Annotated in this window: 15 protein-coding genes; 4 read left to right on the top strand and 11 right to left on the bottom strand. The window is 59.6% G+C overall.

Going from position 1 to position 15707, the window contains the following annotated elements:
* Positions 1 to 23 precede the first annotated feature (23 nt).
* From PI739_RS16720 to glmS, 4 genes are all read left to right on the top strand, one after another.
* Positions 24 to 449 carry a F0F1 ATP synthase subunit epsilon gene (locus PI739_RS16720; protein WP_003413751.1) on the top strand — a complete coding sequence of 142 codons (426 nt, stop codon included), beginning with the start codon at positions 24 to 26 and terminating at the stop codon, positions 447 to 449.
* Positions 450 to 574: 125 nt separating this feature from the next.
* Positions 575 to 1942 (top strand): bifunctional UDP-N-acetylglucosamine diphosphorylase/glucosamine-1-phosphate N-acetyltransferase GlmU, encoded by a 1368-nt coding sequence (gene glmU / locus PI739_RS16715; protein ID WP_003367859.1) that lies wholly within the window; start codon positions 575 to 577, stop codon positions 1940 to 1942.
* A 333-nt stretch (positions 1943 to 2275) separates the two neighbouring features.
* Positions 2276 to 3043, top strand: a complete 768-nt coding sequence (locus PI739_RS16710; RefSeq protein WP_003367861.1) for a DeoR/GlpR family DNA-binding transcription regulator — start codon at positions 2276 to 2278, stop codon at positions 3041 to 3043.
* Between the two features lie 9 nt (positions 3044 to 3052).
* Positions 3053 to 4888 carry a glutamine--fructose-6-phosphate transaminase (isomerizing) gene (gene glmS, locus PI739_RS16705; protein ID WP_003401403.1) on the top strand — a complete coding sequence of 612 codons (1836 nt, stop codon included), beginning with the start codon at positions 3053 to 3055 and terminating at the stop codon, positions 4886 to 4888.
* Positions 4889 to 4996: 108 nt separating this feature from the next.
* On the opposite strand, the gene PI739_RS16700 is transcribed toward glmS, so the two are convergent.
* From PI739_RS16700 to PI739_RS16650, 11 genes are all read right to left on the bottom strand, one after another.
* Positions 4997 to 5722, bottom strand: a complete 726-nt coding sequence (locus tag PI739_RS16700; RefSeq protein WP_054082276.1) for an NAD-dependent epimerase/dehydratase family protein — start codon at positions 5720 to 5722, stop codon at positions 4997 to 4999.
* A gap of 350 nt (positions 5723 to 6072) precedes the next feature.
* A complete protein-coding gene (locus PI739_RS16695) occupies positions 6073 to 7053 on the bottom strand; it encodes an SdiA-regulated domain-containing protein (RefSeq protein WP_054082275.1) in 981 nt (326 codons plus the stop codon).
* 41 nt (positions 7054 to 7094) lie between these two features.
* A complete protein-coding gene (locus tag PI739_RS16690) occupies positions 7095 to 8624 on the bottom strand; it encodes an ArnT family glycosyltransferase (RefSeq protein ID WP_054082274.1) in 1530 nt (509 codons plus the stop codon).
* Positions 8621 to 8905, bottom strand: coding sequence for a lipid-A-disaccharide synthase N-terminal domain-containing protein (locus PI739_RS16685; protein ID WP_003367870.1), 285 nt, complete (start codon positions 8903 to 8905; stop codon positions 8621 to 8623). Before PI739_RS16685 ends, PI739_RS16690 begins: the two co-directional genes overlap by 4 nt.
* Positions 8902 to 9645 (bottom strand): glycosyltransferase family 2 protein, encoded by a 744-nt coding sequence (locus PI739_RS16680; protein WP_054082273.1) that lies wholly within the window; start codon positions 9643 to 9645, stop codon positions 8902 to 8904. The genes PI739_RS16685 and PI739_RS16680 overlap by 4 nt, the downstream gene beginning before the upstream one ends.
* Positions 9646 to 9656: 11 nt before the next feature.
* On the bottom strand, positions 9657 to 10652 hold the full coding sequence (locus PI739_RS16675; RefSeq protein WP_054082272.1) for an NAD-dependent epimerase: 996 nt from the start codon (positions 10650 to 10652) through the stop codon (positions 9657 to 9659).
* The gene (locus PI739_RS16670; RefSeq protein WP_054082271.1) at positions 10649 to 11977 is read right to left on the bottom strand and encodes a UDP-glucose dehydrogenase family protein; all 1329 of its coding nucleotides are present in this window, start codon (positions 11975 to 11977) and stop codon (positions 10649 to 10651) included. Before PI739_RS16670 ends, PI739_RS16675 begins: the two co-directional genes overlap by 4 nt.
* A 185-nt stretch (positions 11978 to 12162) precedes the next feature.
* Positions 12163 to 13206, bottom strand: a complete 1044-nt coding sequence (locus PI739_RS16665; protein WP_003367877.1) for a FecCD family ABC transporter permease — start codon at positions 13204 to 13206, stop codon at positions 12163 to 12165.
* Positions 13203 to 14153 (bottom strand): ABC transporter substrate-binding protein, encoded by a 951-nt coding sequence (locus PI739_RS16660; RefSeq protein ID WP_003367879.1) that lies wholly within the window; start codon positions 14151 to 14153, stop codon positions 13203 to 13205. The genes PI739_RS16665 and PI739_RS16660 overlap by 4 nt, the downstream gene beginning before the upstream one ends.
* Before the next feature lies 1 nt (position 14154).
* Positions 14155 to 14934: an ABC transporter ATP-binding protein gene (locus PI739_RS16655; protein ID WP_003367881.1), complete on the bottom strand. Its 780-nt coding sequence runs from the start codon at positions 14932 to 14934 to the stop codon at positions 14155 to 14157.
* A gap of 275 nt (positions 14935 to 15209) precedes the next feature.
* Positions 15210 to 15623, bottom strand: coding sequence for a VOC family protein (locus PI739_RS16650; protein ID WP_003367882.1), 414 nt, complete (start codon positions 15621 to 15623; stop codon positions 15210 to 15212).
* Between the last annotated feature and the right edge of the window lie 84 nt (positions 15624 to 15707).

Genomic DNA, 15707 nt, shown 5'->3' with positions numbered 1-15707 from the left:
CGCTATTAGGTTGAGGCAAGCAAATGGCTATGACAGTCCATTGCGACATCGTCAGCGCGGAAGGGGAAATCTTCTCCGGTCTGGTCGAGATGGTGATTGCGCACGGCAACCTGGGTGATATCGGTATCGCTCCAGGCCACGCGCCGCTGATCACTGATCTGAAGCCGGGCCCGATCCGCTTGATCAAGCAGGGTGGGGAAGCCGAGGTGTTCTACATCTCCGGTGGTTTCCTTGAGGTTCAGCCGAACATGGTCAAGGTGCTTGCCGATACTGTGCAACGTGCTGCCGACCTGGATGAAGCTTCTGCTCAGGCGGCCGTACTGGCTGCCGAGAAGGCCCTGAACGAGAAGGGCGCAGATTTCGATTACGGATCTGCAACTGCTCGTCTGGCCGAGGCTGCAGCTCAGCTGCGCACCGTTCAGCAAATTCGCAAGAAGTTCGGCGGCTAACCCCGCTGCACTCGATGCGCGATTGAGAAAAAGGGTAGCCTCGGCTACCCTTTTTCTTTTTTCAGATTTCCTCTTTCAAGTCAGCCCGCCTTCGGTCCGGTTGCCGCTCAGTTGGTAGTCCTATCATGTCTCTCGATATCGTTATTCTCGCTGCTGGCCAAGGTACCCGGATGCGGTCCGCGCTGCCCAAGGTCCTGCACCCCGTGGCCGGCAATTCCATGCTGGGTCATGTTATCCACAGCGCGCGCCAGTTATCCCCAAGTGGAATACACGTCGTGATCGGACACGGCGCTGATGCTGTTCGTGAACAGCTGGCAGCCGATGACTTGAATTTCGTGATGCAGGACAAGCAACTCGGTACCGGCCATGCGGTTGCTCAGGCGCTGCCCGCGCTGACGGCTGACACCGTGTTGATTCTTTATGGCGATGTCCCGTTGATCGAAGTAGAGACGCTTTCGCGCCTGCTCAAACTGGTCAACCTACGGCAACTGGGCCTGTTGACCGTTACGCTGGATGACCCTACCGGTTACGGCCGTATCGTTCGCGATGAGCAGAATCGTGTCTGTGCCATCGTCGAGCATAAGGACGCGAGCGACGCGCAGAAGGCTATCACCGAAGGCAATACCGGAATTCTCGCGGTGCCTGCTGCTCATCTCGCTGACTGGCTGGGGCGGCTGTCCAACAACAATGCCCAGGGCGAGTATTACCTCACCGACGTGATCGCCATGGCAGCTAATGACGGCCTGGTGGTTGCCACAGAGCAACCCCACGACGCGATGGAAGTGCAGGGCGCGAATGATCGCAAGCAGCTTTCCGAGCTGGAGCGTCATTACCAGATGCGTGAAGCCCGTCGTCTGATGGCGGCTGGCGTGACCCTGCGTGACCCTGCGCGCTTCGATGTGCGCGGTGAAGTCAGCGTCGGGCGCGATGTGCTGATCGATATCAATGTGATTCTTGAAGGCAAGGTCGTGATCGAGGATGACGTGGTCATTGGTCCGAACTGTGTCATCAAGGACAGCACCCTGCGCAAGGGTGTCGTCGTCAAAGCCAACAGCCACATCGACGGTGCGATTCTGGGGGAGGGCAGCGATGCCGGCCCGTTTGCACGCCTGCGACCAGGCAGCGTGCTGGGTGCCAAGGCGCATGTGGGTAACTTCGTCGAGCTCAAGAATGCGAACCTGGGCGAGGGGGCCAAGGTTGGCCACCTGACTTATCTTGGTGATGCTGAGGTCGGCGCACGCACCAATATCGGCGCCGGTACCATCACCTGTAATTACGATGGTGCCAACAAGCACAAGACGACGTTGGGTGCAGACGTGTTCATTGGTTCCAACAACTCTCTGGTTGCGCCTGTGGATATCCTGGACGGCGCGACGACTGCAGCTGGCTCGACCATCACGCAAAACGTGCCTGCTGAACAACTCGGCGTAGCCCGCGCCCGCCAGCGCAACATCGAAGGCTGGAAGCGGCCGGTGAAAATCAGGAAAGACTGAGTTATCCACAGTCCATGATGCCCCGCGTGCCAATGCTTAACATTGGCACGCGTCCATAACTATCCACACCTGACACTCAAGCCAGGACGCGGAGCGTCCAGAACTGCATACCCACGCGGAGCATGGGTACGATGATCTTGAGATCACCTCTCGTTCCTCACGCTCCAGCGTAGGAATGCCGTTCGTGACGCTCCGCGTCACACCCCAGGCTCAAAAGCCGATGTCACGAGTATCCGGTAGAAATTGCGCCGCCCCATACCGAAACCTTGACCAAAACCAAAAAATAGGTTTTGATTGCCTTCGTTATCTTTCGAAACGAAACTTAAGGCAGTCATGTCGAAGCGCAATACACCGCAGCGTCGCCACAACATTCTCGCCCTGCTCAACGAGCAAGGTGAAGTCAGTGTGGACGACTTGGCTAGACGCTTTGAAACTTCCGAAGTTACGATTCGAAAGGACCTGGCTGCGCTTGAAACCAACGGCCTGCTGTTGCGCCGTTACGGGGGCGCAGTGCCGCTTCCTCACGAGCTTATAAGCGATGGCAGTCAGCCGGTTTCCCGTTACAAACAGGCCATCGCTCGCGCTGCGGTTTCCAGGATTCGCGAGCACGCCAGAATCATCGTCGACAGTGGCAGCACCACGGCGGCATTGATTCCTGAGCTGGGCCAGCAACCCGGCCTGGTGGTCATGACCAATTCCCTGCATGTTGCGCGCGCCCTGACCGAGCTGGAGCACGAACCGGTCCTGTTGATGACGGGCGGAACGTGGGATCCGCACTCGGAGTCTTTTCAGGGGCAAGTCGCGGAGCAGGTACTGCGCTCCTACGACTTCGATCAGCTGTTCATCGGTGCCGACGGCATCGATCTGATTCGTGGCACCACCACCTTCAACGAGCTGCTGGGCTTGAGCCGGGTCATGGCGGAAGTCGCCCGGGAAGTGGTGGTCATGGTCGAAGCCGACAAGGTCGGTCGCAAGATCCCCAATCTGGAACTGCCCTGGAGCAGTATCCACACCCTTATTACTGATGATCGCCTGCCCAGTGAGGCACGCGATCAGATACAGGCCCGCGGCATCAATCTGATTTGTGCTGCTGTCAGCTAGGAGATAACCATGTGTGGAATCGTCGGCGCCGTTGCTGAACGTAATATCACGGCCATTTTGCTCGAAGGCCTCAAGCGCCTTGAATACCGCGGTTATGACAGCGCGGGCGTGGCAGTCTTCAGCAACGAAGGCACCCTTGAGCGCCGCCGTCGCTCTGGCAAGGTCAGTGAGCTGGAACAGGCACTTGCCGGCGAGCCGCTGATCGGTCGTCTGGGCATTGCCCACACGCGTTGGGCGACCCACGGCGCCCCCTGTGAGCGTAACGCCCACCCACACTTCTCGGCCGACACGCTGGCAGTTGTCCACAACGGCATCATCGAGAATCACGAAGCGCTGCGTGAACAGCTGAAAGGCCTGGGTTACGTCTTCGCATCCGATACCGACACTGAAGTCATCGTCCATCTGCTGCACCACAAGCTCAAGGACACCGCCGATCTGGCGGTTGCCCTGAAGGCTGCGGTGAAAGAACTTCACGGTGCTTATGGGCTTGCGGTCATCAATGCCGCGCAGCCGGATCGCCTGCTGGCCGCCCGTAGTGGCAGCCCGCTGGTTGTCGGCATGGGCCTGGGTGAAAACTTCCTGGCCTCCGACCAACTGGCGCTGCGTCAGGTCACCGACCGTTTCATGTACCTGGAAGAGGGCGACATCGCCGAGATCCGTCGCGACAGCGTGCAGATCTGGAACGTCGACGGTGTGTCGGTTGAGCGCGAAGTGGTGCAATACCACGAAGGCGCCGAAGCCGCCGACAAGGGTGAGTATCGTCACTTCATGCTCAAGGAAATTCATGAGCAGCCCAAGGTTGTGCAGCGCACCCTCGAAGGTCGTCTGGGGCAGCAGCAAGTGCTGGTCCACGCATTCGGTCCACAGGCTGCCGAGCTGTTCGCCAAAGTACGCAATGTTCAGATCGTGGCCTGTGGCACCAGTTACCACGCCGGCATGGTCGCGCGTTACTGGCTTGAAGGCCTGGCCGGCATCCCTTGCCAGGTCGAAGTGGCCAGCGAGTTCCGCTATCGCAAGGTAGTGGTTCAGCCGGACACCCTGTTCGTCTCGATTTCGCAGTCCGGTGAAACCGCCGACACCTTGGCAGCGCTGCGCAACGCCAAGGAACTGGGCTTTCTGGCCAGCCTGGCGATCTGTAACGTCGGCATCAGCTCACTGGTGCGGGAATCCGACCTGACCCTGCTGACCCAGGCCGGTCCGGAAATCGGCGTGGCATCGACCAAGGCCTTCACCACCCAATTGGTCGCCTTGTTGCTGCTGACCCTATCGCTGGGTCAGGTCAAGGGATCTCTGGAGGAGGGCGTCGAAGCGCAGCTGGTCGAAGAACTGCGTCGCCTGCCAACCCGCCTCGGCGAAGCGCTGGCAATGGACGGCACGGTCGAGAAAGTCGCCGAACTGTTCGCCGAGAAGCACCACACCCTGTTCCTTGGGCGCGGCGCACAGTTTCCGGTGGCAATGGAAGGCGCACTCAAGCTCAAAGAAATCTCCTACATCCATGCCGAAGCCTACCCGGCCGGCGAACTCAAGCATGGCCCGCTGGCGCTGGTCGACGCCGACATGCCAGTCGTCACCGTCGCACCGAACAACGAACTGCTGGAGAAACTCAAATCCAACCTGCAGGAAGTGCGCGCACGCGGCGGCGAGTTGATCGTGTTCGCGGATGAGCAGGCCGGCATGAAGAACGGCGAGGGCACCCACGTCATCGCCATGCCACACATCATCGATGCCCTGGCACCGATTCTCTACACCATCCCGCTGCAGTTGCTTTCGTATTACGTGGCTGTGCTGAAAGGGACGGATGTGGATCAACCGCGGAATCTGGCGAAGTCGGTGACGGTGGAGTGAGTTATCCACAGGGTGGGGGGGGGGGCGGTAACTTAGAGCAGACTCAGATTTATCCAAAATAAGTCCTAACGTCGTCACTCCTTCGTACGGAGTAGCTGCGTTGGGGCGTCAAGCCTCCACGGTAGGAGACCACCCCAGTATGCGCTTGGCTTTTTCGTTGCTGACGGTCGGGCTGTCCTGAGTGATATTGAAAATACCACTTTGCTCTGTTTGCAACGCCAGCAGTGCGGTGCGTGCAGCGGCTTCTACATGCACAGGGCTGGTGCCTGTCGGCTCGTCAGTGCCAGTGCCGGGTCCGTATAACTGGCCATAGCGCAAGACGGTTCCGTTCAATGCAGGCTCGCTGAGCACTTGCTTTTCCAAGGCCGCCACACCCCCCACGCTTATGCCACGGCTGCCTTGTGCCTCCACGTCCAAAGGACATGTTTCGAGATAAGGGGTGTCGCCTGGACGGTAGGCCCAGGCGATGCTTTGAGCTATCAGACGGATAGCGCCAGCAGCTCGAGCGGCGGCTACCAGATTACGCGTTCCTTCTGTACGGATACGTGCGTTGTTCTCGACCGCTTTTGCCATCAATTCGGGACTTAGGCCACGAGGCAGATCTGTCAGTTGATGAATAACAGCCCATGGCTGGATGCGGACCAACTCTTCGTTTAAACGCTCGGCGTCATAGACGTCGACCACTACTGCCGTAGCACCTGCGGCCTCTATGTCCTTCACTTTTTCGGTGCGACGGGTAGCGCCATACACGCTGTAGTCCGCAGCCACCAAGAGCTTGAGCAGGGCTCTGCCGATTACACCGGATGCGCCGGCTACAAAAACTTTACGCGACATTGCACTCATCTCCTTGAGGTTTCATTGCAGAAGCAAGGCAGTCACTCGCCTGATACTGTGTCGATGCTCTCTAATAAAAGCCGTGGATTCTATCGGGTCGGTTATCGACTAGGCCTAGGAATAGGCTCGACCTGACAGCGCGCTTGAGGAGGCTAGATTATTTACTGTGATTAACTTTGAATCGAGTGACAATCAGGAGCATTTCATCATGGCAACTATCGCGAAACCCGATCTGTCACGGCTCACGTCCTGAGCAACTGGCACATTTTTCCGAATTCCATTAGCTCTCCCAAAAAAGACCCTACCCCCACTCCCCGAAAGTCATCCTCAAGGCCAGGTTTCTTCACTACCTATTCCGGCACTTTCGAAAACTTGTAAAACAGATTCGGCTCGCTCACGACGTACAGGTTGCCTTCGCGATCCATGGTCAGGCCTTCGGGTTGGGGGGCGCTGTGCTTGAGGTCGGAGAAGGTAGCCAGCAGGGATCGAATGCTGACGAATCCTCCCTTGCTGTCCAGTTCCGTGATCGAGTGCGACTGGTCGCTGAGCAGCAGCAAATGGCCGGTTCGCGGGTCGTAGTAGCCGTCTGAAAGGTCGCGTGCAGCGACACTTTTCGTGATCCAGTCCAGCCGGTCGGCAACTTTGATCTGCAAGCGGCCCTGATCGATGGAGTGCAGGACGCCGGAAACTTCGAACATCTGCCGTGGATCGCGTTCCTTGATCGCGAACAGGCGGTCGTTGGCGGGATCGTAGGTCACGCCTTCGAATCCCTTGTTATGAATACTGGGGTTGATCAGTAGTGCAATGAACTGAGCTTCCTCGACGTGGATGGGGCGTGCCTGCGTCGGCAACGTGATGATGTCCAGTTGCTGGAGATCTTCATCACACAGCACGATGCGACCGTTGCCCAGATAAGCCACACCTTCGGTATCGTCGAAACCGATCAATGGGTAGCGGGCGATTATGTCGCCGTTCGCGTCCAGTGCCAGCAGCTGCATGGGGCCTTTGTTGGTCACTGCCAGCAGTCGGTCATTGTCGTAGTCGTAGGTGATCCCGGAGATATTGGCGACGTCCGGGGCAAGTGGTTTGGCGTCGATAACCACATGGAAATCCGGCAGCCAGATATTCTTGTCGGCTGCCGTATTGCCCTTTAACCAGGTGCGACCGTACTGATACAGCTGTTGGTGGACCTGAAAGTGTGTCGACACGGCATAGGCCAGGATCAGCAGCCCGAGAGCAGCTGCACTCAGCACGAGTTGTGCGAGTGATACCTGCCTTCGTGCGACGTTCGACCACGTCAGGCGCTTTGCCTTGATCGTTTCCAGCTGCATGGCGTCAGACACTCCCGCGTGTTGGGCGGCTGGGCGGGCGATTAATCAACATTTTGCTGCCACGCGAAGCGATAGGCCTGCATAGGACTTTCCGGTTTACACCGGCCGTTGTCTGCATCGGCATCGACGATGAACCAGTCAGCTCTGGAGGTCTGGCCCAGCGGCCGGGCTTTTTCCGGCAAGAAGCAATTGGCCAGTTGCTCGCCTGGCACCAGCGCAAAGGTGCCGGGGTGTTCTCTTAGCCAACGGGCAGCCTGTTCGGTTGCCGACGGCTTGGCAAAACCGAAATGCACAATGGGTTGGCGTGCATAGAGCCAGTGCCCCTCGCGCCAGTTGACCAGCACCAGATCGGCACCTTGAGTGACGTACGCGGCCTGCTCCATCAGTTCCTTGTGTGGGTTTTGGCCCTCTATGACGGGTTCGACGAACCCTCTGGCGAACCACAGACCAAGCCAGATAACCACCACCGCCGGGACAATTCGCCGAGCCCTGACGCGGTCGTGGAACCAGCGTTTCAACAACCAGGGCAGTAAGGGGGCAGCCACCAGTACCAGGCCGGGCAGCGCTGGAAAGATGTAGATCTTGCGTTTGCCACTGGAGAGGCTGAAGAACAGCAGCACCAGCAACACCCAGCCGAGCAGTACCAGAACCCGGCCATCGCGCTTGCTCAACTGTCGGCGCCAGGCCGGGATCAGCCAGGGCAGCACCAACACCAGCGGCAGCCAATACTGCGGGATGACTTTGACGAAGAAATACCAGAAGGGCTCGCGATGATCCCAGGCGCTGGCGTATCGATTGGCTGTCTGGTGCAAGAGTATTTCCTGCACGTAGGCGAACCCTTCCGGGCCGCCGTCACGCACGACCGAGATAATCATCGGCACCAGCCACAGGCAGCAGGCCAGCAATAACGCCAGTAGCCCCAGCGCCCAGCGCGCGGCCTGTCCAGGCATCGCCACCACACCGTGCCAACCTTTACGCGCGGCATAGGCGTAAGGGATCAGCATCAACGCGGGAACAAAACCGACGCCCTTGGTGATAATGCCCAGGCCCATCGCCGCACAGCTGAAATAGAACCAGCCCCAGGCCGGTCCGAGCAACACATGGCGAACCAGGCCGTAGAAGCCCAGCGCAATCCACAGGCACAGAAAACTGTCGATCTGTCCGGTGCGCAGGATGCTGTAGGTTTGATAGGTCGCCAGGAATAACAAGGCGGCGTACCGACCGATGCGCCGGTTCCACAGGCGGCTGCCCAGATCGTAGAGGACTGCGGTGGTCGCGCCTGCAGAGAGCAGCCCAGGCAGGTACAGCGCGATGTTCGGGCTGCCCGTCAGCCAAATGAAGAATGCCGTCGCCCACATGAACAGCGGCGGTTTGTCGGCATAGATCTCCGCGGCCCGGTGCGGGACGAACCATGAGCCGTTCTGCAGCATTTCCAGGGCAACGCCGAGAAAACGCTCTTCATCCACGTTCTGCGGCAGACGCACGCCCAAGCCGCCCCCGACCAGTAAAACGGCCAGCGCGACCAGTAGCCATCCCTCAAGGCGAGGCGAAAGGTGAGTTCGCACCGTCATTGCTCCTCAGGTGTCTTGGCCTGTCGGCTGATCAGCTGCAGGTTGCGCATGTACACCAGCAGACCAAAGGCCTGGCCGGCGATGAAGACCGGGTCCTGTCGGTAAATGGCGTAGGCCAGCAGGATCGTGCTGCCCAGCATGCTCAGGTACCAGAAGCCCACCGGGATGATGCTGCGCTTCTTGAATTCGCTGTACAGCCATTGCAGGACAAAGCGGCCGGTAAATACGGCCTGCCCGACAAAGCCGAGGATCAGCCAGAAGGTCTCGTTGTCCGGCTTCATGGCCGCAGTTCCTGTGCCTGAACCTCCAGCCGAGTCCGGCGGATCAGCCACCAGACGCCGACCAGATCAAGAATGCCCACCAGCGCGCGGTCCAGGTTGCCGTACTTGGACACGCCGGCCTGGCGATGGCGGTGGTTGACGGGGTGCGTGACCATACGGCCGTTATGTCGCTGAATCAGTGCTGGAATGAACCGGTGCATATGGTCGAAGTACGGCAGGCGCAGAAACGCGGCCCGCTCGATCAGTTTCAGGCCGCACCCGGTGTCTGGGGTCGAGTCTTTGAGAAGCCGGCTGCGCAGGCCGTTTGCGAAGCGCGAGGCCCAGCGTTTGCTGGCGGTATCGCGCCGATTCACTCGGTGGCCGGCCACCAGCTGTATCGCCCCGGAGCCGTTTGCGTGAGCGCGTACCAGCGCCAACATCCCGGGAATATCCGCCGGGTCGTTCTGACCGTCACCGTCCAGGGTCGCCAGCCAGGTGCCGTTGGCCGCCAGTGCCGCGTGATAGACCGAGGTACTCTGCCCAAGTGATCGCTCGTGGCGCAAGATCCGCAACACGGTCAGCCCGCTGTCCTTGAGGTGCGTCAGCACTTTCAAGGTGTCGTCTGTGCTGCCGTCGTCAACGACCAGTATCTCGTAGCGTTCTCCGTCCAGCGCTGTGCAAATCTCTTTGATCAGGCTGGGCAGGTTATCGGCTTCGTTTTTGGCCGGGATCACGACGGATAGAAAAGTGGGCGTGGTCATGGAAGTCCTTGTTATTGAAGTGGCACACGGAGCCGGGCCTGGTAGTGCTCCCGATACCAGTCGACGAAGGCCCTGACGCCGGTGTCGACCGAGACCTGTGGTTGAAAGTCGATCCATTGGCTCAGCGCACTGACGTCAGCCCAGGTTTGCAGCACGTCGCCCGCTTGCAAGGGCAGGTAGCGCCGCTCGGCGCGCATGCCTAGCGCGGCCTCCAGGCAATCGACGAACTCCAGCAGCTTGACGGGCTGGCCCCGGCCGATATTGAAGAGTTGATGGGGCGGCTCGCTGCCAACCGTGTCGGGTGGCAGCAGGCGCAGGCGCAGGATGCTTTCGACAATGTCGTCGATGTAGGTGAAGTCGCGCGCCATTTCGCCGTGGTTGTAGATATCAACAGGCTGCCCGGCCAGCATGGCTTTTGTGAACTTGAACAGCGCCATGTCCGGCCGGCCCCAGGGGCCGTAGACGGTGAAAAAGCGCAGCCCTGTGGCGCGCAGGCCGTACAAGTGGCAATAGCTGTAGGCAGTGAGTTCGTTGGCGCGCTTGGTGGCGGCGTACAGGGACAGCGGCCGGTCGACGGCATCCTCAATCTGAAACGGCATGCGCGTATTGGCGCCGTAGACTGAGCTGCTCGACGCGTAGATCAGGTGCGCCGGTCGATGCTGCCGACAGGCCTCGAGCACGTTGATAAAGCCGACCAGATTGGATTGGGCGTAAACATTTGGCTGTTCAAGCGAGTAACGCACACCGGCCTGAGCCGCCAGATGAATGACCTGTTCGAAGGCGTTTTGCGCGAAGAGCGCGGCCAGGCCTTCGGCATCGGTGATGTCCAGCCTGTGGAACGTGAACCCTGGCAGGCGCTGGAGGATGGCCAGGCGCGATTGCTTGAGCGCGACGCTGTAGTAATCGTTGAGGTTGTCGATGCCGACGACCTCCACACCGAGCTCGCACAGACGCTTGGCGACATGAAACCCGATGAATCCGGCAGCACCTGTCACCAGTACCGTCATGGTTGAGCCGCTCGGCCACGACCAATGCCGTAGTAGGTAAAGCCCGCCTCATGCAGTTGCGACGGATCGAACAGGTTGCGGCCATCGAACACCACGCGATCACCGAGCTTTTCGCCGAGCCGGTCCAGATCCAGCACTCGGTAGTCCTGCCATTCGGTTACCACCACCAAAGCGTCTGCGCCTTCCAGGGCATCTTGCTTGCAGTGCACCAGTTTCAGGTCGTTTCGCTCGCCGTAATGATGCCTGACCGCTTCTATCGCCTGAGGGTCGTGCGCTTGAACCCTGGCACCGGCTGCCCAGAGTGCTTTGAGCAGGGTATGGCTGGAGGCCTCGCGAATGTCATCGGTATTGGGCTTGAAGGCCAGTCCCCAGACGGCGAACACCTTGCCCCTGAGATCACCGCGATAATGCGTGTGGATATTTTCAAACAGACGGTGCTTCTGGCGGCGATTGACGTGTTCCACGGCGTTGAGCAACGACGTTTCCACGCCGTGCTCGCTGGCTGTGCCGATCAGCGCCTGCAAGTCCTTTGGAAAGCATGAGCCACCGAAACCGCAGCCCGGGTAGATGAAGTCATAGCCAATGCGCGGGTCGGAGCCGATGCCTAGCCGCACCTGTTCTATGTCGGCACCTACTTGTTCAGCGAGGTTGGCGATCTCGTTGATGAACGAAATCTTGGTCGCCAGCAGGCAGTTGGCAGCGTATTTGGACAGCTCTGCGCTGCGCGCATCCATGACCACAAACTTCTCGCGGTTGCGACTGAAGGGCTGATACAACTCGCGCATCTGCTCCAGTGCCCGCGGGCTGGCGCCGCCGACGATAATGCGATCCGGACGCAGGCAATCACTGACCGCGCAGCCTTCCTTGAAAAACTCGGGGTTGCTGATCACTTCAAAGCCGTCATCACGTCGCGGACTGGCAGCGATCTCAGCGAGCAGGCGGTCAACGGTGCCCACTGGCGAGGTCGACTTGTTGACAATGATCCGGGCACTTTCGGCGTGTCTGATTACCGAACCCAGTACGGCAAACACTTGGCTCAGGTCCGCCTTGCCATCGGCTTGCGCTGGCGTACCGACTGCGATGAATACCAACTCTGCAAAGCGACTGGCGTGTACTTCATCGGTTGTGAAACTGAGTCTCTTGCAGTCCAGGCCGTTGCGCAGAAGTTCGCCAAGACCGGGCTCGAATATCGGACATATACCATCGCGCAGCGCGTCGATGCGTTTGCTGTCGACATCCATGCAACAAACGGTATGACCTACCTCAGCCAGACAGGCGGCAAGGGTAAGCCCCACATAACCGGTTCCGAACACTGTCACTTTCAAGTGTCGCTCCTTCCGCCTCATGACATGAATGGATGAGCCAGTTTGTCTTCAGGTGCCTCGGCAGCCTGAGATAACCAGCGCAAAATAAATGTCATAAAGGTGTTAAGAAACGATGACACGAGTTTGTCATGTAGCAGGAAGGGCGGCGGGCAGTCCTGTTTGCCCGCCGCAAGCAGGACTGCCAATCACTGACCGCGCTTCATCATGAAAATGAAAAAAATCCCTCCCAACAAGGCGGTGGTTATGCCTATCGGCAGGTCTTCGGGGGCGATCAGCGTGCGGGAGATGACGTCCACCCAGACCATCAACAATGCGCCCAGAAGGGTGGCGACAGGCAACAATCGTCGATGTTCCGAGCCCACCAGACGTCTGGCCATGTGCGGCACCATTAGGCCGACAAAACCGATGGAGCCGCACAGGGCAACCAGTACGCCGGTCATCAGTGAGGCGATCAGAAAAACCAGCAGGCGCACGTTGCGCACTTGCAGGCCAAGGCTCACGGCGGTCTGGTCGCCGCCCATCAGCGCGTTCAGTGAGCGACCCAGCCCTTGCAGCAGGACCCAACCGCACAGCACCGTGATAAACGGCACCGCAAGCAACTCCCAGCGGGCCAGACCCAGCCCGCCGAGCATCCAGAACAGCACGGAGGAACTGGCGCGGTGGTCGCCCAGAAACAATGACAAGTTGGCGATTGCCATCATCACGAAGGACACGGCCACGCCGCCGAGCAGCAAGCGCTGGCTGTCCAGCCTGTCTTGGTGAATGGCAAGCCACAGCACCAGGCACAGGCTGACCAGCGAGCCGACAAAGGCGGCCAGTGGCAATGTCAGCGTGCCAAACACTTCGCCCGCGTGCATGACCACGATCACTGCGCCAAGCGTGGCGCCCGAGGTCGCTCCCAGCAAATGCGGATCGGCCAGCGGATTGCGGGTCGCGGCTTGCAGAACGCAGCCAATCAGCGCCAGTCCTGCGCCTGCCAGCGCGCCCAGCAATACGCGGGGCGTACGTATCAGCCAGACGATGGTTTCCTGACCCGCGGTCCAGAGCGGTGGATGTTCGGCAGAACCCGAGACTTTGAACATCAGGATAGCCATCACCCGGCTCAAGGGCACAGGGGCCGCGCCGAAGGTGATGCACACCAGGCACGACGCCAACAGCAAAAGCGTCAGAGCGATCAACAGGCCCAGATAACGACGCGGCCGTTCAGTCAGCCACTGCGCCAGCGTCATCGCTTCACGTCATGAAATGCCGCTGCAAGCGTCTCGATGGCCGTGACATTGTCAATGCCGGGCGTCACCGCCACATAGGGCAGCACGACATAACGTCGGTTGCGGATCGCGTCCACGGATTGCAGTGCCGGATTGCTTTCAAGGAAATGCTGTTTCTGCGCAGCGCTGACTTCGCCATAGTCAACGATCACGATCACCTCGGGATTGCTTTGCACGACCGACTCCCAGTTGACGTGGGTCCAGCTGGCTGCGATGTCGCCCATGACATTGCGGCCGCCTGCAGCGCTGATCAACGCCTGAGGAATCGCCAGGCGCCCGGCGGTCATCGGCCGGTCTTCGCCGCTGTCATACAGAAATACCCTGGGCGGCGATTTGCCTGCCACGCTTTTCTCGACGTCGGTCACGCTGCGGCGCATCTGCGCGACCAGTGTTTCGGCCCGGGTCTGCACGTCGAATATCCGGCCCAGATTGAGCAGGTCGTTGTAGACATCCTCCAGCGTCGCTTCGGTGCGGGGCATTATCTGGGCGCAGGATTCGGTCAGTTCATAGGCCTTGATGCCCAGCGGGGCGAGACTTTGCGGCGTAACATCGCCACCCACGCGCATGCCATAGTTCCAGCCGGCAAAATAGAAGTCGGCGTTGGCATTGAGCAGCGTTTCCAGAGACGGATATTTACTGGACAGCTCGGGCAGTTTGCCCAGGTCGCGTAAGAGCGCCTGATCGGGCTTGTTCCAGCCGGTGATGCCGCTGTAGCCGACCATGTGCGATTGCAAACCCAGGGCAACCATCATTTTGGTGAGGTTCACATCGTTGCTGACGGCACGCTGCGGCGCAGCCGTGAACGTCACTGAGCGGTCGCAGCTTTGCACGGTGACGGGGTAGGCGGCATGCACCATCGGGCTGCATAGCAGCGTTGCCAATGCCAGGCGGGCGGACAGGCAGTTCATGTCAGGGTATCCAGGTGATGCGTGGGTAGTCACGCAGAGGGTGGCTGTCGACCAGCGCCTTGGCGCCGAACACACTGAGCAGCATTTCCGGGGTTAGCACCTCCTGCGGCGTGCCTTGCGCAATGAGCCGGCCGTGATGAATGACACACAGGCGATCACAGAATGCCGCCGCCAGGTTCAGGTCATGGATACTGGCCAGCGTGGCCATGCCGAGCTGTTTGACCAGCCCGAGCAATTCCAGTTGATGGCGCGGGTCGAGGTGGTTGGTGGGCTCGTCCAGCACCATCAATCGGGGTTCTTGCACCAGCGCCCTTGCCAGCAGACAACGCTGTTTTTCGCCACCGGAGAGCGTGTCGAACCGATGCTGCTCATAGCCCGCCAGCCCGACGGCGTTCAGCGCGTTTTGTACAATCGCGCGGTCGTGGTCACTGTCTGCGGCAAAGAATCCCTGATGGGGAGCGCGACCCATGTTTGCCACATCCAGCAGCGTCAGGCCGAATGAATCGGGAAACTCCTGGGCAACCACCGCCACATGCCGGGCGCACCAGCGCGGGCTGCAGGACCAGATATCGCGAGCATTGATTGCGACCTTGCCGCTGTGCGGGCGGCTGTAGCGGAATGCGCAACGCAGCAGGCTGGTTTTGCCGCTGCCGTTGGGCCCGATCAGGCCGACGAACTCGCCTGCGGCGATCTGCAGGTCGATATCCTTCAAGGCAAAGTGTTCGTGCGTGCAGACTGACGTCTGTTCCGGTGCCCACGCGAGGCGTTCCAGCGCCAGCATCAAACACGCGGGCCTATAATGACGTGCAGCGAGGGCGGCTCAACCGGTATCCATTGCCGAATGTGTTGACCGGCCTGCATGGCGTGTCTGGTAGTTACCGGGAGGAATTGGAAAACAGGGTTGATCATGGCGTGGGAAGATCGCTGGAGGAGGCTGAGTTAAAAATGCTCAATTGTTATAACATAACATTTGAGGCGCAGCACACCCGCGTATCAACATTCGATTGCCCCGCTTTATCGACCCACCTTTGCAGCGCAACCTGTGACCTTGACGATTCAATAAATCGCCCAGCAGCCGGGCGTGAGGAGTTCGACGAGATTTTCGTCAGGGTCGCGGAAATAGATGCTCGATCCGCCCTTGGGCCATTCTGTGCGGCCCTCTATGGCGACGCTGGCTCTGGCAAGGCGATCAGCCCAGAGTTGCATCTCGTCGGCATTGATGGCGAAGCACACGTGAATCCGGCCTTGGGCATCGTGGGGCGGTATCTCTCCGCCGCTCAGGTACTGCGTCTGCAGTGAAGCGCCGCGCTTGAACAGCAGCAAGGTGCTCACACCTCCGACGTTGAACGCCACCAATGTCGCGCTTTCGAACATCACTTCCAGTTCAAGGGTGTCGGCATAGAATTCCCTGGCGTTCGCCAGATCTTCTACGTAGAGGGCTGTTTCGATAATCCTGTTCAGGCGTGGCATGTGTCGTCATCCTTTTCGGTGTGCGACGAGCCTGCATCGATCAACAGTGAGGTGTTGATCGACGGCTCGTGACAAGTTTCACCG

The sequence above is a fragment of the Pseudomonas cerasi genome (assembly GCF_027983475.1).
GTDB classification, from domain to species: Bacteria; Pseudomonadota; Gammaproteobacteria; order Pseudomonadales; family Pseudomonadaceae; genus Aquipseudomonas; species Aquipseudomonas cerasi.
The sequence above is the reverse complement of the archived record's forward strand: the minus strand, read 5'-3'. Positions and strand labels throughout refer to the sequence as shown.

What these genes read in the sequence shown, in the direction of transcription:
- PI739_RS16665 (WP_003367877.1), bottom strand. Translation starts at nt 13,206, where the DNA reads ATGACGCTGGCGCAGTGGCTGACTGAACGGCCGCGTCGTTATCTGGGC.
- PI739_RS16660 (WP_003367879.1), bottom strand. Translation starts at nt 14,153, where the DNA reads ATGAACTGCCTGTCCGCCCGCCTGGCATTGGCAACGCTGCTATGCAGC.
- glmU (WP_003367859.1), top strand. Translation starts at nt 575, where the DNA reads ATGTCTCTCGATATCGTTATTCTCGCTGCTGGCCAAGGTACCCGGATG.
- PI739_RS16655 (WP_003367881.1), bottom strand. Translation starts at nt 14,934, where the DNA reads ATGCTGGCGCTGGAACGCCTCGCGTGGGCACCGGAACAGACGTCAGTC.
- PI739_RS16690 (WP_054082274.1), bottom strand. Translation starts at nt 8,624, where the DNA reads ATGACGGTGCGAACTCACCTTTCGCCTCGCCTTGAGGGATGGCTACTG.
- PI739_RS16680 (WP_054082273.1), bottom strand. Translation starts at nt 9,645, where the DNA reads ATGACCACGCCCACTTTTCTATCCGTCGTGATCCCGGCCAAAAACGAA.
- PI739_RS16675 (WP_054082272.1), bottom strand. Translation starts at nt 10,652, where the DNA reads ATGACGGTACTGGTGACAGGTGCTGCCGGATTCATCGGGTTTCATGTC.
- PI739_RS16710 (WP_003367861.1), top strand. Translation starts at nt 2,276, where the DNA reads ATGTCGAAGCGCAATACACCGCAGCGTCGCCACAACATTCTCGCCCTG.
- PI739_RS16700 (WP_054082276.1), bottom strand. Translation starts at nt 5,722, where the DNA reads ATGTCGCGTAAAGTTTTTGTAGCCGGCGCATCCGGTGTAATCGGCAGA.
- PI739_RS16720 (WP_003413751.1), top strand. Translation starts at nt 24, where the DNA reads ATGGCTATGACAGTCCATTGCGACATCGTCAGCGCGGAAGGGGAAATC.
- PI739_RS16650 (WP_003367882.1), bottom strand. Translation starts at nt 15,623, where the DNA reads ATGCCACGCCTGAACAGGATTATCGAAACAGCCCTCTACGTAGAAGAT.
- glmS (WP_003401403.1), top strand. Translation starts at nt 3,053, where the DNA reads ATGTGTGGAATCGTCGGCGCCGTTGCTGAACGTAATATCACGGCCATT.
- PI739_RS16685 (WP_003367870.1), bottom strand. Translation starts at nt 8,905, where the DNA reads ATGAAGCCGGACAACGAGACCTTCTGGCTGATCCTCGGCTTTGTCGGG.
- PI739_RS16695 (WP_054082275.1), bottom strand. Translation starts at nt 7,053, where the DNA reads ATGCAGCTGGAAACGATCAAGGCAAAGCGCCTGACGTGGTCGAACGTC.